This window comes from Delftia sp. S65 (assembly GCF_016516495.1).
GTDB lineage: Bacteria > Pseudomonadota > Gammaproteobacteria > Burkholderiales > Burkholderiaceae_C > Comamonas > Comamonas acidovorans.
This window is the reverse complement of the sequence record NZ_JACVUR010000001.1, coordinates 100,664-122,654: the sequence shown is the minus strand read 5'-3', so window position 1 is coordinate 122,654 and position 21,991 is coordinate 100,664. Positions and strand designations below refer to the sequence as shown.

The 21,991-nt window shown below is 68.4% G+C and carries 16 protein-coding genes; 6 read left to right on the top strand and 10 right to left on the bottom strand.

The window, feature by feature from the left end; all coding sequences use genetic code 11:
* Positions 1–3 precede the first annotated feature (3 nt).
* Positions 4–1,314 carry a 4-aminobutyrate--2-oxoglutarate transaminase gene (gene gabT / locus IAE24_RS00490; protein ID WP_199960082.1) on the bottom strand — a complete coding sequence of 437 codons (1,311 nt, stop codon included), beginning with the start codon at positions 1,312–1,314 and terminating at the stop codon, positions 4–6.
* 145 nt (positions 1,315–1,459) lie between these two features.
* On the opposite strand from gabT, the gene pdxR reads away from it, so the two are divergent.
* A complete protein-coding gene (pdxR, locus tag IAE24_RS00485) occupies positions 1,460–2,968 on the top strand; it encodes a MocR-like pyridoxine biosynthesis transcription factor PdxR (protein ID WP_043819137.1) in 1,509 nt (502 codons plus the stop codon).
* 41 nt (positions 2,969–3,009) lie between these two features.
* Positions 3,010–3,516, top strand: coding sequence for a GNAT family N-acetyltransferase (locus tag IAE24_RS00480; RefSeq protein ID WP_199960081.1), 507 nt, complete (start codon positions 3,010–3,012; stop codon positions 3,514–3,516).
* Between the two features lie 85 nt (positions 3,517–3,601).
* Here the strand turns inward: IAE24_RS00480 and IAE24_RS00475 are convergent, their stop codons facing one another.
* The 5 genes from IAE24_RS00475 to IAE24_RS00455 all read right to left on the bottom strand — a co-directional run bounded on the left by IAE24_RS00475 (position 3,602) and on the right by IAE24_RS00455 (position 11,951).
* Positions 3,602–4,081, bottom strand: a complete 480-nt coding sequence (locus IAE24_RS00475; protein WP_199960080.1) for a CYTH domain-containing protein — start codon at positions 4,079–4,081, stop codon at positions 3,602–3,604.
* A 151-nt stretch (positions 4,082–4,232) separates the two neighbouring features.
* The gene (gene rpoD, locus IAE24_RS00470; RefSeq protein WP_013801152.1) at positions 4,233–6,674 is read right to left on the bottom strand and encodes an RNA polymerase sigma factor RpoD; all 2,442 of its coding nucleotides are present in this window, start codon (positions 6,672–6,674) and stop codon (positions 4,233–4,235) included.
* Positions 6,675–6,937: 263 nt separating this feature from the next.
* Positions 6,938–8,971, bottom strand: a complete 2,034-nt coding sequence (gene dnaG, locus IAE24_RS00465; RefSeq protein ID WP_199960079.1) for a DNA primase — start codon at positions 8,969–8,971, stop codon at positions 6,938–6,940.
* A 41-nt stretch (positions 8,972–9,012) separates the two neighbouring features.
* Complete coding sequence (locus tag IAE24_RS00460; RefSeq protein WP_199960078.1) at positions 9,013–11,229, bottom strand: sensor histidine kinase; 2,217 nt, start codon at positions 11,227–11,229, stop codon at positions 9,013–9,015.
* Positions 11,226–11,951 carry a response regulator transcription factor gene (locus IAE24_RS00455; RefSeq protein ID WP_012206841.1) on the bottom strand — a complete coding sequence of 242 codons (726 nt, stop codon included), beginning with the start codon at positions 11,949–11,951 and terminating at the stop codon, positions 11,226–11,228. Before IAE24_RS00455 ends, IAE24_RS00460 begins: the two co-directional genes overlap by 4 nt.
* A gap of 266 nt (positions 11,952–12,217) precedes the next feature.
* On the opposite strand from IAE24_RS00455, the gene IAE24_RS00450 reads away from it, so the two are divergent.
* From IAE24_RS00450 to IAE24_RS00440, 3 genes are all read left to right on the top strand, one after another.
* Complete coding sequence (locus tag IAE24_RS00450) at positions 12,218–13,555, top strand: SPFH domain-containing protein (RefSeq protein WP_199960077.1); 1,338 nt, start codon at positions 12,218–12,220, stop codon at positions 13,553–13,555.
* 3 nt (positions 13,556–13,558) lie between these two features.
* A complete protein-coding gene (locus tag IAE24_RS00445; protein WP_199960076.1) occupies positions 13,559–15,031 on the top strand; it encodes a hypothetical protein in 1,473 nt (490 codons plus the stop codon).
* A gap of 471 nt (positions 15,032–15,502) precedes the next feature.
* Positions 15,503–17,149: an acyl-CoA synthetase gene (locus tag IAE24_RS00440; protein WP_199960075.1), complete on the top strand. Its 1,647-nt coding sequence runs from the start codon at positions 15,503–15,505 to the stop codon at positions 17,147–17,149.
* Between the two features lie 27 nt (positions 17,150–17,176).
* Here the strand turns inward: IAE24_RS00440 and IAE24_RS00435 are convergent, their stop codons facing one another.
* Genes IAE24_RS00435 through IAE24_RS00425 form a run of 3 tightly spaced genes read right to left on the bottom strand, consistent with a single transcriptional unit; the run spans position 17,177 to position 18,593 of the window.
* Positions 17,177–17,512, bottom strand: coding sequence for an SMR family transporter (locus tag IAE24_RS00435; protein ID WP_199960074.1), 336 nt, complete (start codon positions 17,510–17,512; stop codon positions 17,177–17,179).
* 2 nt (positions 17,513–17,514) lie between these two features.
* Entirely contained in the window at positions 17,515–18,321 is an 807-nt protein-coding gene (gene map / locus IAE24_RS00430) for a type I methionyl aminopeptidase (protein WP_034396318.1), read from the bottom strand.
* On the bottom strand, positions 18,318–18,593 hold the full coding sequence (locus tag IAE24_RS00425; RefSeq protein ID WP_012206835.1) for a ParD-like family protein: 276 nt from the start codon (positions 18,591–18,593) through the stop codon (positions 18,318–18,320). Before IAE24_RS00425 ends, map begins: the two co-directional genes overlap by 4 nt.
* 397 nt (positions 18,594–18,990) lie before the next feature.
* Between IAE24_RS00425 and IAE24_RS00420 the strand changes: the two genes are divergently transcribed.
* Positions 18,991–20,313, top strand: coding sequence for an NAD(P)/FAD-dependent oxidoreductase (locus tag IAE24_RS00420; RefSeq protein ID WP_013801159.1), 1,323 nt, complete (start codon positions 18,991–18,993; stop codon positions 20,311–20,313).
* A gap of 16 nt (positions 20,314–20,329) precedes the next feature.
* Here the strand turns inward: IAE24_RS00420 and IAE24_RS00415 are convergent, their stop codons facing one another.
* Positions 20,330–21,973 carry a phospholipase D family protein gene (locus tag IAE24_RS00415; RefSeq protein ID WP_199960073.1) on the bottom strand — a complete coding sequence of 548 codons (1,644 nt, stop codon included), beginning with the start codon at positions 21,971–21,973 and terminating at the stop codon, positions 20,330–20,332.
* Positions 21,974–21,991: the final 18 nt, after the last annotated feature.

The window sequence follows — 21,991 nt, the reverse complement described above, 5'->3', positions numbered from 1 at the left end:
GATTCAGGCGGCGACTGGCTGGGACGCGTTCTGGGTGATGGCGCTGTCGATGATGTCCAGGGCCCTGGCGAACAGCGGCTGTGGAATCGTCAGCGGATAGAGAAAGCGGATGGCGTTGCCGTACAGGCCGCAGGTCAGCAGCAGCAGGCCCTGCTCCTGCGCGTGCCGGACGACGGCGGCCACGCGCTGCGCATCGGGCTCGCCGCTGCCGGGAAGGCGGAACTCCACGGCCAGCATCGAGCCCAGTCCGCGCACGTCGGCAATGCCGGCATCCTGCGCCTGCAGGGCTTGCAGGCGCGCGCGCAGCTGGTTGCCCAGTGCATGGGCGCGCTCGCACAGCCGTTCTTCATCGATCACGTCGAGCACGGCATGGGCCGCGGCCACGGCCAGCGGGTTGGCGGCATAGGTGCCGCCCAGGCCGCCGGGGTGGGGTGCGTCCATGATGGCCGCGCGGCCCACCACGCCCGAGATCGGCAGGCCGCCGCCCAGGCTCTTGGCCATGGTGATCAGGTCGGGCTGCACGCCGTAGTGCTCCATGGCGAACAGCTTGCCCGTGCGAGCGAAGCCGGTCTGCACCTCGTCGGCGATCAGCAGCATGCCGTGCTGGTCGCACAGCTGGCGCAGGCCGGTGAACAGGGCGGCAGGCACGGGGTGAAAGCCCCCTTCGCCCTGGACGGGCTCCACGATGATGGCGGCCACGCGCTGCGGGTCCACCGAGGTCTTGAGAAGCATGGCAATGGCGTCCAGCGACTGCTGCACGCTCACGCCGGCCTGCTCGCCGGGGAAGGGCGCGTGGAAGACTTCGCCCGGCATGGGGCCGAAGCCCTGCTTGTAGGGTGCCACCTTGCCCGTCAGTGCCATGCCCAGCTGGGTGCGGCCATGGAAGGCGCCCTGGAAGGCGATCACGGCCGAGCGGCCCGTGGCATGGCGCGCGATCTTGACGGCGTTCTCCACGGCCTCGGCGCCCGTGGTGAAGAAGGCGGTCTTGGCCGGGCCGTCGATGGGCGCCAGCGCATTGATGCGCTCGGCCAGCGCAATCGCGCTTTCGTAGGGAACGATCTGGAAGGCCGTGTGCGTGAAGCGCTCCAGTTGCTGCTGCACGGCCTGGACCACGCGCGGATGGCGATGGCCCGTGTTGAGCACGGCAATGCCGGCCGCGAAATCGATGTACTGCCGGCCCTCGGCATCGGTCAGCAGGGCGTTGTCGGCCTGCACGGCATGGAAGCCGCACATCACGCCCACGCCGCGCGGCATGGCGGCGTTGCGCCGGTTCTGGAGTTGCTGGTTCGGGGAAGAGGCGGTGGCGCTGGACATGAGAGGGTTCTCCGTTGATGGGGATGCAAGGCTTCCCGTTATAGTGGCCATTGGTTCCATGACTGGAGCCATCTTTTGAAAAGATGGTGGTGCCAATTGAGCGCGCCTCCACCTCCACCTCTATCCTCACTCCACCAAGGCAGGCATGGCAAAACCCTCCGTGTGCGCGGATCTCATCCTCCAGATGGACTGGCGCGGGCTGGGCGGCGACCGCACCCATCTCAACCGGGGCCTGTACCTGGCCATCCGCCAGGCCATAGACAGCGGGGCCCTGTTGCCGCGCAGCCGTCTGCCTGCCTCGCGTGACCTGGCGCGCGAGCTGGGCGTGTCGCGCAACACCGTCAACCACGCCTATGAGCAGCTGCAGGTGGAGGGCTATGTGCGCAGCCAGGTGGGGCGGGGCACGCATGTGGTGGACACCCTGCCTGCGGCCTTGCTGCTGAGCGGCGGGCGTGCGCCCGCACGCCGCGCCACCGCTGCGGCGCCCGCACCGGGCGGCGGCCTGTCTGCACAGGCGCAGGCCCTGCTGAAAACGGCCCAGGCCTCCGAGCAGCAATGGGGCGCCTTCATGCCCGGCGTGCCCGACGTGACCGAATTTCCGCGCGCCACCTATGCGCGCATCCACAACCGCCTGCTGCGCCACGCCGGGCCGCAACTGCTGACCTACGGCACGCGCGGCGGCGTGGACGCGCTCAAGCAGGCCCTGGCCGAGCACCTGCGCGTGGCGCGCTCCGTGGACTGCGGGCCGGGCCAGGTGCTGATCACCGAAGGCGTGCACCAGGCCATCGACCTGGTGGTGCGCAGCCTTGCCGATCCCGGCGACTGCGTGTGGATGGAGGAGCCCGGCTACTGGGGCATTGCCAACGTGCTGCGCATGCAGCACGGGCTGCACCTGCACAGCGTGCCCGTGGACGAGGAGGGCATGCAACTGCCCGAAGGCCTGCCCGCGCCCCGGCTGATTTTCGTCACGCCCTCGCACCAATATCCCTTGGGCGCCGTCATGAGCATGGCCCGGCGCCGTGCGCTGATTGCCTATGCGCGCCGCGTGGGCGCCTGGATCGTGGAGGACGACTACGACAGCGAATTCCGCTTCTCCGGCAGTCCCGTGCCCAGCATGCAGGGCATGGAGGAGGGTGCGCCCGTGATCTACATAGGCACCTTCAGCAAAACCCTCTATCCGGGGCTGCGCATGGGCTACATGGTGCTGCCACCGGCGCTGGCCGAGCCCCTGCGGCGCATCCATTCCGAGCTGTACCGCGAGGGGCACCAGCTGCCCCAGCAGGTGATTGCCGAGTTGATCACCGAAGGCCACTACGCCGCCCACATCCGCAAGATGCGCCTGCTCTACGGCAAGCGCCGCCGCATGCTGCTGTCCCTGATCGAGCGCTACCTGGGCGCCGACCACCTGCCCTGGGTGGAAAGCAGCGCAGGCCTGCATTTCGTGATGCAGCTGCCGGGCCAGGACGACGATGTGGCGCTTGCCGAGGATCTCCGGCAGGCGGGCATCTTCGTCAAGCCGCTGTCGCGCTATTACGCAGGCCCGCACAAGCGGCGCGGCCTGCTGCTGGGATACGCCTGCGTCTGCGAGGAGGAGATCGGTGCCGCCTTCTTCCGTATGCTGGCGGTGCTCGCAGCCCGGCATGGCCGGGGCTGAGGTTCTCTTTCCCAACCCCTTTGCCTGACGCACAAAGCTCCATGATCTCCATCCGCCCCGTTGATCCCCATGAATGGCCGCAGTACCGCGATATCCGCCTGCGTGCCCTGCGCGATGCCCCCGACGCCTTCGGCAGCACCTGGGCGGCAGAGGCTGCAAGGGCGGACGCGGACTGGGCTGCACGGCTGCAGGCCGCTGCTGCCGGGGGCAGGGACAGGGTGCTCTTCGCTGTCAACGGCGAACAGGCCTGCGGCCTGGTCTGGTGCAAGCTGTGTGCCGACGAGCCCGGCGTGGCCGACCTCTTTCAGATGTGGGTCGATCCTGCCGCGCGTGGCCGGGGCGCGGGCCAGGCGCTGCTGGCGCAGGCCGTCGCCTGGGCCTGGCAGATGGGCATGCAGCGTGTGCGGCTGGGCGTGACCGCAGCAGACTCTCCCGCCATGCGGCTGTATCTGGCGCATGGCTTCCGGGCGCAGGGCGGTCTGCAGCCGCTGCGCGAGGGCTCCGGATTGCAGGTGCAGGCCATGGCCCTGGACCGCGCCGGCGGCTGAACTGCTGCACGGCGCAGGCAGTTCCGGCAGTCAGTCCCGGCAGTCAGTCCCTATAGCCCCGGGGCGTCCACAGGGCCGTCCTGCGTCAACCCGGCAGCACGGCCGGCGAAGGCAACTGCCGGGTCTTGGCCAGTTGCGAATTGCTGTAGCGCAGGTCGGAGGTGACCTCCGCGCCCAGCCAGGCGGGCGATGGCGGCTGGATATCCTCGCTGGCCAGTTCGATCTCTGCCGTGACCAGGCCGGCCAGGGGGCCTTCGAACACATCGACCTCGAAGTCGAAGCCGTCCACCGGCACGATGTAGCGCACCTTGTCGATGGCGCCATGTGCGCAGTGCTGGGCCAGCAGCGTCTCGGCATCGGCCAGCGGGATCCGGTATTCGAATTCGGCCCGGCTCATGCCGCGTGCCGGGCCCTTGAGCGTGAGAAATCCGGTGTCTCCGGCGATGCGCACCCGCACCCACATGCCGTTGTCGGCGATGTATCCCTGCGCCATGCGCACGCCCGTCAGGCCTGCCACGATGCCAGGGTCGGCCACCAGGTATTTGCGTTCGATTTCGAGAGCCATGCTGTTGCCCATGCAGACAAAGGCGGCAGTCTATCGCGCCACCGTCGCCCTGCCCGGCAGATGGCCCGCCACAAACAAAAAGCCCCGCAGGGGAGTGCGGGGCTTTCCAGGGGGCGTTTGCCGGCCCGGGGGGGCCGGCATCCACAGCGCCTTACAGCGAGTCGATGAAGCTGCGCAGCTTGTCCGAGCGGCTCGGGTGCTTGAGCTTGCGCAGGGCCTTGGCCTCGATCTGGCGGATGCGTTCGCGCGTGACGTCGAACTGCTTGCCCACTTCTTCCAGCGTGTGGTCGGTGGACATTTCGATGCCGAAGCGCATGCGCAGCACCTTGGCTTCGCGCGGGGTGAGGCCGTCGAGGATGTCCTTGACCACGTCGCGCAGGCCGGCCTGCATGGCGGCGTCCACGGGAGCGGTGTTGTTGGTGTCCTCGATGAAGTCGCCCAGGTGCGAATCGTCGTCGTCGCCGATCGGCGTTTCCATGGAGATCGGCTCCTTGGCGATCTTCATGATCTTGCGGATCTTGTCCTCGGGGATCTCCATCTTGGCCGCCAGGATGGACGCATCGGGCTCGAAGCCGAACTCCTGCAGATGCTGGCGCGAGATGCGGTTCATCTTGTTGATGGTCTCGATCATGTGCACCGGGATACGGATGGTGCGCGCCTGGTCGGCGATCGAGCGCGTGATGGCCTGGCGGATCCACCACGTGGCATAGGTCGAGAACTTGTAGCCGCGACGGTATTCGAACTTGTCCACCGCCTTCATCAGGCCGATGTTGCCTTCCTGGATCAGGTCCAGGAACTGCAGGCCACGGTTCGTGTACTTCTTGGCGATGGAGATCACCAGGCGCAGGTTGGCCTCGATCATCTCCTTCTTGGCGTCACGGCTGGCGCGCTCGCCATCGTTCATGCGCTTGTTGATGCGCTTGAGCTCGTCCAGCGGCACGACCACGCGCGATTGCAGGTCGATCAGGTTCTGCTGCAGCTCCTGCACGGGCGGGATGTTGCGCTCGAGCACGTTGCTCCAGGGCTTGCCGGCCGCGACCTGCTGCACCACCCACTGCAGGTTCAGCAGGTTGGGCGGGAACTGGGCGATGAAGGTCTCCTGCGGCATGCCGCACTTGTCCACGATGATCTTGCGCAGCTCGCGTTCCTTCTTGCGCACGTCATCCACCTGGGCGCGCACGAGGTCGCACAGCTTCTCGATGGTCTTGGCCGTGAAGCGGATGGTCATCAGCTCTTCGGTCAGGGCCTTCTGCACCTTCATGTACACGGGCGTGCCGTAGCCGTCCTTGTCGTACACCTTGTGCATCTTGTCGAAGTTCTCGCGCATGGCGTCGAAGCGGCGCAGCGCCTCGTTCTTGAGTTCTTCGAGCTTCTTGGTCAGCGCCTTGGAGCCGCCCTTGCCGTCGTCGTCATCCTCTTCGTCGTATTCGTCGAAGTCTTCTTCGGCCACGTAGTCGTCGTTCTCATTGGCGTTGACGAAGCCGTCGACGATGGTGGAGATGACGACCTTGCCTTCGCGGATTTCCTCGGACATGGCCAGGATCTCGGCGATGGTGGCAGGCGAGGCCGAGATGGCCTCCATCATGTCCATCAGGCCGCCTTCGATGCGCTTGGCGATTTCGATTTCGCCTTCGCGCGTCAGCAGCTCGACCGTGCCCATTTCGCGCATGTACATGCGCACGGGGTCGGTGGTGCGGCCGAACTCGGAGTCCACCGTGGACAGGGCGGCTTCGGCTTCTTCCTCGGCTTCCTCTTCGGTGGTGGCGGACTGGCCCGTGTTGTTCAGCAGCAGGGTTTCCGCATCGGGAGTCTGCTCGTAGACGGCCACGCCCATGTCGTTGAGCATGGAGATCACGACTTCCAGCGTCTCGGCATCGACCAGCTTGTCGGGCAGGTGGTCGTTGATTTCGCTGTGCGTCAGGTAGCCGCGCGTCTTGCCCAGCTTGATCAGCGCCTTCAGGCGCTGGCGGCGGGTGGACATTTCCTCTTCGGTCAGGACGGTTTCGTCCAGGCCGAATTCCTTCATCAAGGCGCGTTCCTTGGCCTTGCTGATCTTCATGCGCAGGGGCTTGACCTTTTCGGCCGGGGCCGAAGTGGTCTCGACCTCGACTTCCACTTCGGTCTCGACCTCGGACTCGCCTTCACCTTCGCCGTCGATGTCGCCATCGATATCGGACAGATCGGCATCATCGATGTCGTCGCCGCCTTCCTTGGCCTTGGGCTTGCGGCCGCGCTTGGCGGGGGTCTTGGCAGCGGCGGTGGAGCTTGCGGCTGCCTTGGCCGGCGCCTTCTTGGCGGCGGCAGGCTTCTTTTCGGTCTGGGCGGGGGCGTCGTCGCCTTCGGCTGCCTTCTTGCGGCCGCGCTTGGGGGTCGCGGCGGCGAGCAGCTCGTCGGCCATGGCTTTGAGTTCGGCTTGGGACTTGGTTACCACGTCGGTATCTTTCTTTGCTTTGGCCGCAGATGCGGCGCTCTTCGGTCCTGCAGCGGCTTTGCCGGCACCGGCCTTGGCCGGGGCTGAAGAGGTTGTCGAAGTCTTGGGCTTCGCTGGAGCTTCGGGGGCCTGCTTGGACTTCACGGACTTTGAAACGGGCATGAACACCTCACGGTCAGGAGCGAACACACACAAAGGGAAACTCAAACAAGCGCCGCCTAGGCGCACGCGCGGACGGACTAGGTCCGCCAGGGAAGCGAAAAACGTTCCAGGCAAGATGTCTGGGCGAACATTTGGTGTGCAGTCCTTGCGGGAAATTGGGCCGTGCAGTTGCTGCAATCACGTGAGTTCTTCACGGGGCCCGGTCCGGAGGTGCTGCTGTCGCTCTTGCCGATAGCCCCTAATTATATCTGCTTACCTCGATTTCAAGAGGAAGTACGCATCTGGTTTTCCAGGACCTGCTGTCGGGCAAAGAGATCGCGATAGCGCTGGGCGGCGCTGGGGTCCCGTGCCATGTCGCGCACGGCTTCGTCGATCTGGGCCTTGATGTGGTCGATGACGATGCGGTTGAGCACGCCGCGCAGCTCGCGGCGCAGCTCGGACAGCTCGCCTTCGGGATGGGCGTGGGGGCCGCTCATCAGCTTGTCGGCCAGCACCTCATGGGGCAGGCCGCGCAGTTGCTCGCGCAGCACGGCGAAGGGCCGGGGGCCGGATTCCTGGAACTGTGCTTCCATCCAGCGGAACAGCGCGCCGTGCCCGGCGGCGCAGCGCGCCAGCGCCTCGAAGTCTTCGTGGGTGAGTTCTTCCATGAACTCCATGTGCGCCATGAGCAGGCGCGCCGCCTGGTCCGTGCGCGTGGCGGGGGCTACGCGCGGCCCCATGGGCGGCGGGTTGAAGTCGCTGCGGCCATTCTTGTCCCAGGGCTTGCGCGGCCAGGGCTTTTTGCCGCCGCGCCCGGGCTCGCCTGCGCGCCAGCCGCCCGTGCCGCCGCCCTGGCTGCCCCCCTCGGGCCAGCCCGAAGGCGCGTTGTATTCGGCCGGCTGGCCCCAGTCGGCCGCGGCCGGTGCATGGCTGGCCTGGCCCGGATGGTGGGCGCCACCGGCCATGGAGCCCCGTGCGGGGCCGCTGCGGGCGGCTTCCTGCGACCACAGGTCCGAGAGATCGCGCGCATCCAGCTGCACGAGTTCGGCGATCTCGCCCAGCAGCTGGCGCTTGAGCGCGCCGTCGGGCAGTGCCGTCCACAGCGGGCGGGCATTGCTGGCCATGTGGGCGCGGCCTTCGGCCTGGCCCAGGTCGCAGCCTTCGCTGGCGGCTTCGATGAGAAAGCGGCTCAACGGCAGCGCGTCGCCCACGTAGCGGGCAAAGGCTTCGCTGCCGTACTCGCGGATGAAGCTGTCCGGATCATGCTCGGCGGGCAGGAAGAGGAATTTGACGCTGCGCGTGTCGCTGGCATAGGGCAGGGCGGCATCGAGCGCCTTGCGCGCGGCGCGCCGACCTGCCGCGTCGCCGTCGAAGCTGAAGACGACGGCTTCGGTAAATCGAAACAGTTTGTGAATATGGTCGGGCGTGCAGGCCGTGCCCAGCGTGGCGACGGCGTTGGCAAAGCCCAGCTGGGCCAGGGCCACCACGTCCATATAGCCTTCGGTGACCAGCGCATAACCCATGTCGCGCAGGGCGGTGCGGGCCTCGAAGAGGCCGTAGAGCTCGCGCCCCTTGTGAAAGACCGGGGTTTCGGGCGAATTCAGGTATTTGGGCTTCTCGTCGCCGAAGACGCGGCCGCCGAAGCCGATGCACTCGCCCTTGACGTTGCGGATGGGAAACATCAGCCGGTCGCGGAAGCGGTCGTAGCGCTTGTCGTCGCCCTCGCCAACGATGACCAGGCCCGATTCTTCGAGCTGGGGATCGTCGTACTGCGGGAACACGCTGGCCAGCGACCGCCAGCCCGCAGGCGCGTAGCCCAGGCCGAAGCGCTTGGCGGTCTCGCCCGAGACGCCGCGGCGCTTGAGGTAGTCGATGGCCTGGGGCGATGCCTTGAGGTGCTTGCGGTAGGCGTCGCCTGCCTTCTCCAGCACGTCGGTGAGGGTGGCCTGTTTCTGCTTTTGCGCGGCCTGGCGCTCGCGCTCGGCGGGGCTGATGTCGTCCTGCGGCACCTGCAGGCCGACCTGGCCGGCAAGATCCTGCACGGCTTCGACAAAGCCCATGCCGGCATGGTCCATCAGAAAGCCGATGGCGTTGCCATTCTTGCCGCAGCCAAAGCAGTGATAGAACTGCTTGCTGGGACTGACGGTGAAGGAGGGCGACTTCTCGCTGTGGAACGGGCACAGGCCCATGAAGTTGGCGCCGCCCTTCCTGAGCTGCACGTAGCGTCCCACGATATCGACCACGTCGACGCGCGAGAGCAATTCCTGGATGAACGATTGGGGAATGGACACCCGCGTATTGTGCCTTCGCGGGGCCATCCGGCCGTGCCCCGGGGGCACTGGCCGGCGGTGCCCGGCCCTCAGCCCAGGCGCTGGAAGGTCAGCGTGAAGGCCACGCCATCGCGCGTGTTGTGCGCCTTGATCGTGCCGCCCATCTTCGCCATGTAGGTCCTGGCCACGAACAGGCCCTGGCCCCGGTGCTCGGCGCCGCCGGCGGCCGCCGGCTCCTGGGGGGCGGACACGCCCAGCTCGAAGATGCGCTCCAGCAGGTCCTCCGCAATGGTGGCGCCCTGGTTGTGCAGCGTGGCGCTGGCGGCGGACTCCGAGGCCGACAGCGACAGCGTGATGGCCGTGCCCGCGGGCCGGTAGCTGTCGGCATTGCGCAGGATGTGGGTGACCACGTCTTCCAGCGCAAACTCGTCGGCGCGCACGATCACGGCGCCCGTGACGTCCCTGTTCCCGCCCCCGCTCCCGCCTTCGTAGACCACGTTGGCAATGCCCGCAAAGTGCGCGTTGGCGGCCACGTGGGACAGGAAGGCGTTCAGGTCCAGCCGGCCTTCGGGCACGTTGGCGGCCTGCAGCGCCTCGGCCGGCGATGCCGTGCCGTAGAGCACATGCACGGCCTGCTGCATGCGCTGCACGTAGCGGTGGCCGGGGTCGTCGGGGCCGTACAGCACCATCAGCGATTGCAGGGGCGACATGATTTCGTGGCCCACGGCATGCCACATGTCGCGTTCCTGCTGGGCGCGCAGCTGTTCGCGCTGCAGGTCGTCCTTCACGCGCTGCAGCAGGTCGGCCAGTCCGCCGGCCAGAATGCCCAGCTCGTCGGAACCACGAAGGTCCGACACTTCGAGGTCGCCCAGGCGTGGGCCGACATGGCCGTCCTGCACGTTGTACGACACGGCGGCGGCGCGCCGGGTGAGGGCGGTCACGCGGCGGATCAGCCCCAGCTCGACGATCAGCCAGGCCAGCGCAATGGCGGCCAGCATGGCGCCCAGGTACCAGGACAGGCGCGTGGCCACGGCGGCCAGGCCCTGCTCCACATCGCGCGGGTGGCCGGTGAAGCTGACGGTGTAGTTGCCCGTGGGCGTGTCCAGAATGTCCTGGCCCGTGGGCACGGCCGGGGTCATGGTGGCGGCGGAGACGCCGGCCGCATCCAGCGGCAGCCAGCTGATCAGGCGCAGCAGCCAGGGTGCCGACGGCGCGGCCTGCACATCCACGCCCTTGAGGGTGATGGCGCTGGCCTCGTCGGCACCCACCTTGCGGATCTGCACGCGCTCGCCGGGCAGCAGGCTGCGCGAGATGTCGTTGAGCGAGGCCGCAAGCTGCGCTCCCGGCGCATTGCTGTCGAACAGCGGCGGCTCCGTGTCGCCGGGGGCCAGCATTTCCACTCGCACACGCATGCGGCCCAGGTCTTCAGGCGGCCAGACGGGGCGCACGTCCCTGCGGAACAGGGCTTCGCGGAACAGCTCGACCGGCAGGCGGATGGAGTAGTGCGTGCGGCGCAGGCAGTCGGCTGCAGGGGACGTCTTGTCATTGCCCGCATTGCCCTGCACGCCAGGCGGCAGGTCGCGGCAATGGCCGTTCTGCCAGAGCCAGCCACGGAAATCGCGCACGGGCCGCGCGCGGGCCTCAAGCTGGGGCGTGCCGTTGTCCACAAAGCCGGTGAGCCGGCCGTGCTCGCCGTTGCCGGACTTGTTTCCCTGCTGCGGCATGGCCTCATAGGGCGCGATCCAGCGGTAGGTGCTGCCGCGCATGTCCAGTGTGATGCGGGCGCGGTGCGCCTGGGCGGGCTCGCGCGAGCCGCGCTCGCGCGGTGTCAGCTCGCCTGCGAAGAAGCTGCCCACCAGATAGATGAAGCCGCCTGCGTAGGGGTTGTTGCCAATGGCTGCGCACAGCGAGGCGCCATCGGGATACTGTACCGAGCAGCCGGCCATCTCCACGGCCTGCTGGGACTTTTGCGGATCGTCGAAGTCGATGGCCGCGTAGGGCAGCAGCAGCGGCGCCAGCGGCGTCACGCCCTGGCCCAGGTGGCCGGCGTTGAGCAGGGCCAGCCGGCCCGAAGGATGGCGCAGCCGCGCCATGACCTCGGCCTGGCTGCGCACAAAGCCGTGCTGGTAGGCCTGCCAGGCGCGTTCCTTCTCGTCCTTGAGCACCACCACGCTCAAGGACACCGTGGCCACGGCCAGCAGCACGAACACGCCGCGCAGCAGGATGCGCTGGCGGAAGGCGGCCAGGCCCAGGCGAGGCACTTCCAGCCGGGGCAGCTCCAGCCTGGGGTTGAGCAGGCGCTTCATGTGCGGACGGCGGCGCCGGCCTGGCCCACCCAGCGAAAGCCGCGCATGGGCACGTTCTCTATGCCTTCGAAGCCCGGGTCCACCTCGCGCAGGGCCTCGCGGATGGTGCTGACGTGCTTGCGCACGTTGTCGCGGTTGCGGCCGCTTTTGACCACCTCGAACAGCTCGTCGTAGGACACCACTTCGCCGCTGCGCTGGTGCAGCGTGGCAAGGATGCGCTGGGCCGTCAGCGGCAGGTTGATGCGCTCGCCGCGCCAGGTGGGCGTGCGCTGCCACAGCGGGTCCAGCACCAGGGCGTCGCCTGCGGGCGCTGCGGCGGCCTGCGCGGCCACGGGCGCCGCGCGCTGCGTGGTGCGCAGGATGTCCAGGAAGGTCTCGATGAAGTCCGCCTCCTCGAACGTGGTCTTTTGCAGGTAGTCCCAGGCGTCCAGCGCTTTCATGATGCTGCGGTAGATGGCGGCCGGCATGGCCGAGACCACCAGCACCGGCGTGCCCTGGCCCAGCTTGTTGATGGCGTTGATCAGGGCTACGCCCGCATGGCGCTCGCGGCCCAGCTCGATGTCCAGCACCACGGCGTCGTAGTGTTCGCGGGCCAGGGCGGCCTCGGCCTCGTCGCGCGTGAACCACTGGTCGATCACGATGCCGCTGCGCGCACTGCGTATCCATCCCGCCAACTGGTTGCTGGTGGGCAGGTCGTCTTCGATCACGGCGATACGGGTCATGGGGCTGTGCAGTGGTGGGGTCGGGGGAGGCCGCCGTGGCGGTGTTCGCGGGATTATCTCGGCCCTGCGCCGGCCCGGGTGTGAGTTTTTCTTCCGGGGCCGGAGCGTTTGCGCCGCCGGTGTGAGCGCTTTGGTCCGTGCGCTGCGTTGTTGCTTCCGGGGTGGATCCGAACAATCGGTCCTCAATGAGCCACCCCTGTTTCCGGTGCCTCAGAAACAGCCAACAACAGCCAACAACAGCCATCACAGCCGAGAGAGAGAACACCATGAAAGCCACCTGGAACCGCATCATGCAGGCCCTGACGGGCCGCAAGTCCGCCCGCCTGGACGAAGCCGGCTCTGCCGATTCCTCCGAGCCTGCAGCCGACGCCGGCACGCTGCCGGGCAACGCGCCCCGCCGCCAGCCCGTGGACTGGGCAGTCCTGCTGCCCACGGCACGTACCGTGCGCTGGCTGGCCATCGGCGCCGTGGTGGTGGCGGCCGGCCTGGTGGTGGTGCGCAACCCGCCCGTGCAGCACCTGGAGCAGGGCACGCTGGGCGTGCGCCTGAACCAGTTCACGGGCTCCGTCAGCCTGTGGCGCGATGGCAGCGTGTGGGTGGTGCCGGGCCTGCACACGGTGCGCGTGTTCTCCCTGCGCGACCAGAGCTACCGCCCGGAGGCCATGCGCCAGGCCAATGGCAGCGCACCCCTGCAGTCGGTCGAGGGCCTGTCCCTGGGCCTGGACCTGAACGTGCGCTATGCGCTTGATCCCGCATCGCCCGCCGTCAAGGCCGGCAACCTGCCTCTGGACATAGGCGGCGACATCGTGGAGCCCGCCGTGCAGGGCCTGGTCTACAAGGTGTTTGCGCGCTACACGGTGCGCGAAATCTTCTCGACCAAGCGCGCCGAGATCGCCCAGATCATGGAAACGGAACTGCGCACGCGCCTGGCGGCCGACGGCGTCACGCTGCGCAACATCCAGATCGGCAAGGTGGACCTGCCCGCCGAGTACCGCCGCGGCATGGACAGCCTGCTGGCCGAGGAGCTGGCCTCCGAGAAGATGCGCTACACGCTGGAGCTCAAGGACAAGCGCGTCAAGGAAACCGAGCTGGACGCCAATGCCGACAAGGTGCGCCGCGAAGTGGCCGCCGAAGCCGCCGCACGCGAGCAGGTGATTGCGGCGCGTGCCCAGGAAGAGGCCATGAAGCATGTGCTGCCCTTCAAGCAGCGCCAGATCGAGCAGCGCCAGCTGGAGGCCGAGGCCGAGCGCGTGGCCCGCGTGAAAGCCGCCGAGGGCAGCGCCCAGGCCCGCCGCATCGAGGCCAACGGCGAAGCCGATGCACGCCAGAAGCTGGCCGAGGCCGAGGCCTTCCGCATGGACCGCCTGGGCAAGGTCAACGCCGAGCAGATGGCGCGCGAAGGCACCCTGGTCACGCGCTACCCGCTGCTGATCCAGAAGACGCTGGCCGACAAGCTCTCGGACAAGATCCAGGTCATCATCGCGCCCCCGCCGACCAATGGCGACTTCATCGGTGCGGCCCTGCTGGGTGGCAGCCGCAATGCACAGGCCGGCGCAGCCTCCGTGGCGGCCGAAGATGCCAGCGCAGCCGTTCAGGAGCAATAAGCCATGCTGACCGTATCGACCTTGGCCGCCGCAGCGCTGGCCACCGGCATGGGCAGCGCCATCGTGGTGCAGGACCAGGCCAGCCTGCGCGCCGCGCCGCGCGATGGCGCCCAGCAGCAGGCCAGCCTGTGGCAGGGCGAGGTGCTGGAGATCAGGGGTGAACGCCTGGACTACCTCCAGGTCTGGGACCACAAGCGCGAGCGCGGCGGCTTCATCCGCGCCGGCGATGTGCGCCGCGTGGCCATGACCGAGGCCGATGCCCCCGCCTTGCTGGCCGTGCTGCGCTTCGTGCAGGACACGCCCGGTGCCGAGGCGCTGGGCATCGGCCTTGCGGCCGCCTACCTGCAGGCCGCGCCTGCCAGGACCCTGGCCGGCGCCGAAGGCGCGCAGGCCTTCGACGCACTGGGCGGCTTTGCCGACCGGCTGGCGCGGCGCGCCTCCGCCGCTGCGCCCGGCAAGGCCTCGGGCGCCACGCTGTCGGCCCACCTGGATGTGGCCAACGGCTACGGCATGCGCTTTGCGACCTATGAGGTCGAAGGCCGCATGCAGGTCTGCTATGAAGGCGAATTCTTCCGCCGCCTGCTGGCCATGCCCGCTGCCGACGCGCCGCAGCGCGCCCGCGCCGCCCTGGCGCTGACACGGCCCGAATGCGTGGACCCCGATCTGCCGGCCCATGAGCGCGCCCGCATGCATGCCTGGCAGGCCGATGTGCTGGAGCGCGTGGACGTGACCGGCCTGCCGCCCTACCTGCGCGGCCGCGTGCAGATGCGTCGCGCCAGCGTGTGGGCGGCGCTGGCCTTTCAGCAGGCGCGCAAGAGCATGGCCGACCCTGCCGTGGCGGCATCGGCCGCCCGGGCGCTGGCCGAGTTCACGGGCGTCAGCAAGTCCGAGCTGCCCGATGAAGACCAGAGCGCCTACAACGACGCGGCCATGCGGGTGAGCGCCGTGCGCTGGGCGCTGTCGCCTGTTGCTGCTGCGGCTCCTGCTGCCGGAGCCCGCCCGACGCTGCTGACCGAGCCCGGTGCTGCCGGCGAAACCTGCGTGCTGCTGGTGGACGCCCAGCACGGCGCCAAGGCCCCTTTGTTGCGCCGCTGCACCTATGGCGTGGTGTGGGCCGCATCGGCCAGCACCAACCGCGAGGGCACGGCCGTGGCCCTGGCCGTGCAGCCGCTGGAAGGCTGGCGCGAACTGTGGGTGCTGCGCAAGACCGAAGGCGGCTGGCTGGCCGACGTGCTGCCCCCGGCCGCCACCGCCCCGGAGACCGGCGTGGCCGAATGGGCGGGCTGGGTGCCTGGCGGCCAGCTGATGCTGGTGGCGCGCGAGGCCCGTGGCCAGGGCCGCTACCGCAAGAGCTTCGAAGTGGTGCGGCTGGACGGCCTGGCCACCGAGCGCGTGACCGGCGATGTATCGGCCCTGCCGCTGTTCCAGCGCTGGCAGGACCCAGCCTGGAAGCGCCAGTCCCTGAGCCTGCGCTGAAGCAAAAAAAAGCCTGCACCGGTGGGGTGCAGGCTCGTCTCCAACGATGCCTGGAGCGTTGCCAGGCGACTCCTCTAGGAACTCCTTGTTCGCCTTCCAGCGGTGCTGGCCGGCGAATCCAACCGGCGATTCTACGAGTGAAGCCGGGGCCGTGCGGCCGAGTCATCTGATAAATGATGTCTTATAGAGGACTGTGGTTGTGCAGTCGCCTGGGGGACAGCCGGAGGCGTGTCCGCACGCAGGTCAAGTGATTGTTCTGCATAGGTATTTTCAATTTCCATGAAATTCTGAAAGTTGTGATGCCCTGCAAAGACCATGCACGCCGCTTTGGTTGCCCGGGCCTGTGCGGTGGCGAGCCGGGTGGATGCGCATCAAGCTTGTGTAAGCCTGTCTTGCTATATCTTCAGGTTTCGCCAGCCTGCGGCGGCAGGCGGGCATCTCACCAGAAAACCCAGCGAACCGGAGACCACGATGACCCACATTTACGACCAGCATCTGGAGCGCAACAGCGCCAACCATGCGCCGCTCAGCCCCTTGGGCTTCATCGCCCGCACGGCCGAGGTCTATCCCGAGCGGCTGGCCGTGGTCCACGGCACGCTGCGCCGCAACTGGGGCGAGACCTATGCGCGCTGCCGCCAGCTGGCCAGCAGCCTGCACAAGGCGGGCGTGGGCAAGAACGACACCGTGGCCGTGATGCTGCCCAATACGCCGCCCATGGTGGAGGCGCATTTCGGCGTGCCCATGGCGGGGGCCGTGCTCAATGCGCTGAACACGCGGCTGGATGCGGAAACCATTGCCTTCATGCTGGACCACGGCGAGGCCAAGGTGCTGATCGTGGACCCGGAGTTCACGGGCGTGGTGGCCAAGGCGCTGAAGCTGCGCCAGCGCAGCGCGCCGCTGCTGGTGATCCAGGTCGAGGACGCGCTGTACGGCCCGGCCGCCGAGCAGGTCGGCAGCCTGGACTACGACGACTTCGTGGCCGGTGGCGATGACGGTTTCGACTGGCAGCTGCCTGCCGACGAATGGGATGCCATCGCGCTGAACTACACCAGCGGCACCACGGGCAACCCCAAGGGCGTGGTCTATCACCACCGGGGCGCGGCCATCAATGCCATCAGCAATGTGCTGGAGTGGGACATGCCCAAGCACGCCGTCTACCTGTGGACTCTGCCCATGTTCCATTGCAACGGCTGGTGCTTTCCGTGGACGGTGGCGGCGCGCGCGGGGGTCAATGTCTGCCTGCGCCGGGTGGAGGCACAGGCCATCTTCGACGCCATCCGCAACCACGGCGTCACGCATTACTGCGGCGCGCCCATCGTGCACGGCCTGCTGGTCAATGCGCCGGCCGCCATGAAGGAGGGAGTGCCCGCCGGAGTCAAGGCCATGGTGGCGGGCGCGGCGCCACCGGCGTCGATGATCGAGGGCATGGAGCAGCTGGGCTTCGACATCACCCATGTCTACGGCCTGACCGAGGTCTACGGCCCGGCCACGGTCTGCGCCAAGCACGCGGCCTGGGATGCGCTGGACATCGGCGAACGCGCGCGCCTCAATTCCCGCCAGGGCGTGCGCTACCACCTGCAGCGCTCGGCCAGCGTGCTCGATCCCGAGACCATGGAGCCCGTGCCCCATGACGGCCAGACCATGGGCGAGATCATGTTCCAGGGCAACATCGCCATGAAGGGCTACCTGAAGAACCCGCAGGCCACGGACGAGGCCTTCCGCGGCGGCTGGTTCCACACGGGCGACCTGGCCGTGCAGCATCCGGACGGCTATATACAGATCAAGGACCGCAGCAAGGACATCATCATCTCGGGCGGGGAGAACATCTCGTCCATCGAGGTCGAGGACGTGCTTTACCGCCACCCGGCCGTGCTGGCCGCCGCCGTGGTGGCCAAGCCCGATCCCAAGTGGGGCGAGACGCCCTGCGCCTTCATCGAGCTGAAGGCCGGCGCGCAGACCACGGCCGAAGACATCGTGGCCCACTGCAAGAAGCACCTGGCCGGCTACAAGGTGCCGCGCGCCGTGGTCTTTGGCGAGCTGCCCAAGACCAGCACGGGCAAGATCCAGAAGTTCGAGCTGCGCCGGCAGGCCGGATCGGTCCAGGCCATCACGGGCTGAAGGCCGGGCCGCAGCGCGGGCAGCGGCTCAGTGTCCGGCCGTCTTGGAAAACAGCTGGATGACCAGCACGCCCGCCACGATCAGGCCCATGCCCGCCAGCGCGGGCAGGTCCAGCGTCTGGCCCTGCCAGAGCCAGCCCACCAGCGAGATCAGCACGATGCCCGCACCCGACCAGATCGCATAGGCCACGCCCGTGGGCACGGTGCGCAGCGTCAGCGACAGGAAGTAGAAGGCCAGCGCGTAGCCCAGGATCGTGACCACGCTGGGCCACAGCCGCGTGAAGCCTTCGGACTGCTTGAGGCAGGAGGTGGCCGCCACCTCGGCGACGATGGCCAGGCCCAGGTACAGGTAGTTGGACGCCATGCTCAGATGGCCGCGTAGCTGCCCGTGCCCTCGGGCCAGCGCGTGAGCACGTCGAAGCCCGTGTCGGTCACCACCACCATGTGCTCCCACTGGGCGGACAGCGACTTGTCGTTGGTGATCACCGTCCAGCCGTCGGCCAGTTCGCGCGTGGCCGCCTTGCCGGCGTTGAGCATGGGCTCGATGGTGAAGATCATGCCGGCCTCCAGCACCATGCCCTGGCCGGGCTGGCCGTAGTGCAGCACCTGGGGGTCGTCGTGGTAGACCTTGCCGATGCCGTGGCCGCAGTACTCGCGCACCACGCTGAAGCGCTCGCGCTGGGCCACGGTCTGGATGGCATGGCCGATGTCGCCCAGCGTGGCGCCGGGGCGCACGGCGCGGATGCCGGCCAGCAGGGCCTCGTAGGTGGTCTCCACCAGGCGGCGCGCCTGGTTGGAGGGCTGGCCCACGTAGTACATGCGGCTGGTGTCGCCGATCCAGCCCTCGGGCGTGGTCACGGCCACATCGACATTGAGGATGTCGCCCTCGCGCAGGATCTGCCGGGCGTCGGGGATGCCGTGGCAGACCACGTGGTTGGGCGAGGTGCAGACCGTCTTCGGAAAGCCGTGGTAGCCCACGTTGGTGGGCACGCAGCGCAGTTCGTCGACGATGAAGTCATGGCAGAGCTTGTCCAGGTGCTCGGTGCTGACGCCCGGCTGCACGTGGGGCACCAGCATCTGCAGGACACGGGCGGCCAGGCCACCGGCCTTGCGTGATTGCCCGATATCGAGGGCGTCGTGCAGCGGGACGCTGCGCAGCTTGGCGCCCCTCATTGCAGGCCTCCCGACAGGCGCACGGGGCGCGGGCGGCGTGCTGCCGTATCGGCGGGAGCCGGTGCCGCTTCGGGCTCGCCCAGCTTCAGCGTGGCCGCGGCCTCTTGCAGCAGCAGGGCGCAGATGCCTGCGTAGTCGAGATGGGGATGGTGTTCGGCCAACTGGCCGACACGCAGCCAATGCTCGGCCTGGGCGTTGATGGATCGACCCAGGGCCGCGCTGGACAGGCGGATCTGGTCGTGCAATTGGTCGGATATTTTGACGATTCCCATGGGGTGGCGATCATACGGGGAATATACGTTTCGTATATTGACAATCGCAAATCGCGGGCCCGGCGGCGGGACATTCGTGCAGGCCTGCAGATGCAGGCCGCCATGTCGTCTGCCAGGCTGCGCGAAGGGCGGTGCGAGTGCTCTTGTGTTGATAGCGCAATGATCACGTCCGGCTGGCCATCCGGCAGGGATGATGTTTTTCCTGCAGCGCGGTCCTGTACAAGACTGGGCCTTGCGCGATCGGCGGTCTTCTATCAGATATCTGTTGCAGATCTGGGGCTTACCCCTAGCAAGTCGCCTGCTACCCAAACTGACAAGAATCAAGACTGTCTGGAAGCGAATGTCCTGCAAGCCGGCGCATGGTGCGGCCGGCCGGGCCTTCCGGCAGGGAGCAGCAATGGGCAAGGAACAAGAAGCGGGTTCGGCAACGGGATCGGGCGGGGCGCGCATCGTCGTCGTGGGCGGTGGCGTGGCGGGGCTGGAGATTGCCACGGCGCTGGGCAAGGGACGCACGGACGCCATCGGCTCGGTGACCCTGGTGGACAGCGATTCGGCCCATGTCTGGAAGCCCATGCTGCACACCATTGCGGCCGGCACGCGCGACCTGGCCCAGCAGCAGACCACCTACCTGGCCCAGGCCAGCGACGCCAGCTTTGCCTACCAGCCCGGCGAAATGTGCGGCCTGGACCGCGAGGCCCGCGAGGTGCTGCTGGCCCCCATCGAGGCGCCCGATGGCCGCGAGATCGTGCCGGGCCGGCGCATTGCCTACGACCGGCTGGTGATCGCCGTGGGCAGCGGCGCCAATGATTTCGGCACGCCGGGCGTGGACGAGCACTGCTTCATGATCGACTCGCGCCGCAAGGCCGATGCCTTCAACAGCGAGATCCGCCTGCGCATGGTGCGCTGCATGACCAGCGGCGAGCAGCTGCGCGTGGCCATCGTGGGCGGCGGCGCCACGGGCGTGGAGCTGGCGGCCGAGCTGGTGCAGCTGGCCGAGAGCGCCCGGGCCTATGGCGCGCTGGGCGAGGCCGCGCGCTTCGGCATCGTGCTGATCGAGGCCGGGCCACGCCTGCTGCCCGGTTTTCCTGAAGAGATTTCCGAAGCCACGCGCCTGCGCCTGCAGGCCCTGGGCGTTTCGGTGATCGTCAACGGCCGCGTGCAGTCGGCCAGCGAAGAGGGGTTCGTTCTGGCCAGCGGCGAGTTCGTCCCCGCAGGCCTGCGCGTCTGGGCAGCGGGCGTGAAGGCCCCGGCCTTCCTGGCGCAGCTGGGACTGGAGACCACGCAAGGCAACCAGCTCAAGGTCAACGGCCAGCTGCAGACCAGCGACCCCCATGTCTACGCCGTGGGGGATTGCGCCAGCTTCACCCTGCCCGGCGCCAGCGTGCCGCTGCCGCCCACTGCCCAGGTGGCGCACCAGCAGGCCCGCTATCTGGTGGAGACGCTGCCGCGCCTGCTGAAGGAGCCGGGTTTCCGTCCCGAAGGCTTTGCCTACCGCGACTTTGGCGCCCTGGTGTCATTGGCCCATTACGACGCCTATGGATCGCTGGGCAAATTCGGCCTGTTCAACGGCGGCGTGATCCGCGGGCGCATGGCCATGCTGAGCCACATCATGCTGTACCGCTCGCACCAGGCCCGCATCTACGGCTTTTGGCGCGGCGGGCTGCTGTGGCTGATCGATTTGATGAATTCGCGCCTGCGCCCGTCGATCCGGCTGGACTGAGCGGCCGGGCCCGGCATCAAAGCAGCCCCTCGATGGGCAGCCAGCCCAGCACGCGCAGCATCAGGCGCTTGAATGCACTGCTGCCGGGCTCGGTGGTGGTGGTGAGTGGCTCAGGCGGCGTGCCGCTTTCCGTGGTCCAGCTCAGGCGGCCCTGTGCATCGATCTGCACGTGGTAGGCGGCGGACGGCAGGCTCTGGTCGAGCATGCGGCTCATCTGCGAAGCCATCTCGGGGCTGTCGATCAGCAGGCCCATTTCGGTGTTGAGGTGGGCCGAGCGCGGGTCGAAGTTGAACGAGCCCACGAAGATGCGCTCGCCATCGACCGCAAAAGTCTTCGCATGCAGGCTGGAGCCCGAGCTGCCGGGGCGGCTGCCCGAACCCACGCCCGCCTTCCCGCCCGACTTCCCGCCCGAGGACGCGGCGGGCGATGGTAGCCCTTGCCGGGGCACGCCTGCATCGGCGGCGGGCGTGTCCGGCTCGCCGATCTGGCGGCGCAGCTCGTACAGCTGCACGCCTTCCTCGATCAGCGGGCGCCGGTACCGGGCATAGCCGGCGTGGACCACGGCCACGTCGGTCGCCTCCAGGCTGTTGGTGAGCACGCGCACGGCAATGCCCTGGCGGCGCAGGCCGGCCAGGGCGCGCACACCGGCCTCGGTGGGCACGAAGTAGGGCGAGACCAGGTCCAGCTGGCGCTGCGGCTGGCCGATGGCGGGTGCCAGCTGCGTGATCAGCAGCCCCTGCCTGGGCACCTGGCCCAGCACCTTGGCCGGGTCGTCGCTGACCAGGGTGGTGCGGGCCCATTGCAGTGGCAGGCGGCCGGCCAGCAGCTCTTGCGTGAACGGGCTTTGCGCCACGGCGCGCACATAGGCCTGGGCCTCGGGCCGCTGCACCTCGGTGGCCAGGGCCTCGCTGGCGCGCGCCACCGCATAGTCGGGCAGCGGCGGAAGCAGGCTGGCCACGGGGTAGGCCGAGGCGCTGGCCCAGTACTGGTCGAACGAGTGCGCGATATCGGCCACCACCGGCCCCATGGCGACCACGTCCAGGTCGGCGAACAGCACGCCGTCGGTGGCCGCGAAGTACTCGTCGCCGATGTTGCGTCCACCCACGATGCTGGCCTGGCTGTCGGCCGTGAAGCTCTTGTTGTGCATGCGCCGCTGCGTGCGCGAGAAATCCGTCACATAGCCCAGCGCCTTGGGCGTGCGCTGCGCAAAGGGGTTGAACAGCCGCACCTCGATCTGCGGATGCCGGTCCAGCGCGCTGAGCTGCGTGTCCAGCCCCGCCGTGCCGCCGTCGTCCAGCAGCAGGCGCACGCGCACGCCCCGGTCGGCGGCCTGGCGCAGTTCGTCAAGCAGCAGGTGGCCCGTGGTGTCGTCACGCCAGATGTAGTACTGCACATCCAGCGTGCGCTGGGCCACGCGGGCCAGCAGGGCACGCGCCGCGTAGGCGTTGCGTGCATCGGAAAGCGCGTGGATGCCGGTAAGCCCCGGATGCTGGTCCAGCAGCGGTGCCAGCGCCTGGCCCAGCAGCGTGGCCTGTGCGGCCTCGGGCGCCAGCGCCGTGGATTCGCTGCGGCCGGCCAGCGGCGGCAGGCTGCAGCCTGCCAGCAGCAGGGCCAGGACGAGCGCCTGGGTGGTGGCAAGGGCGCGGCGCAGCAGGGGCATGGTGCGTTCGGTGTTTGC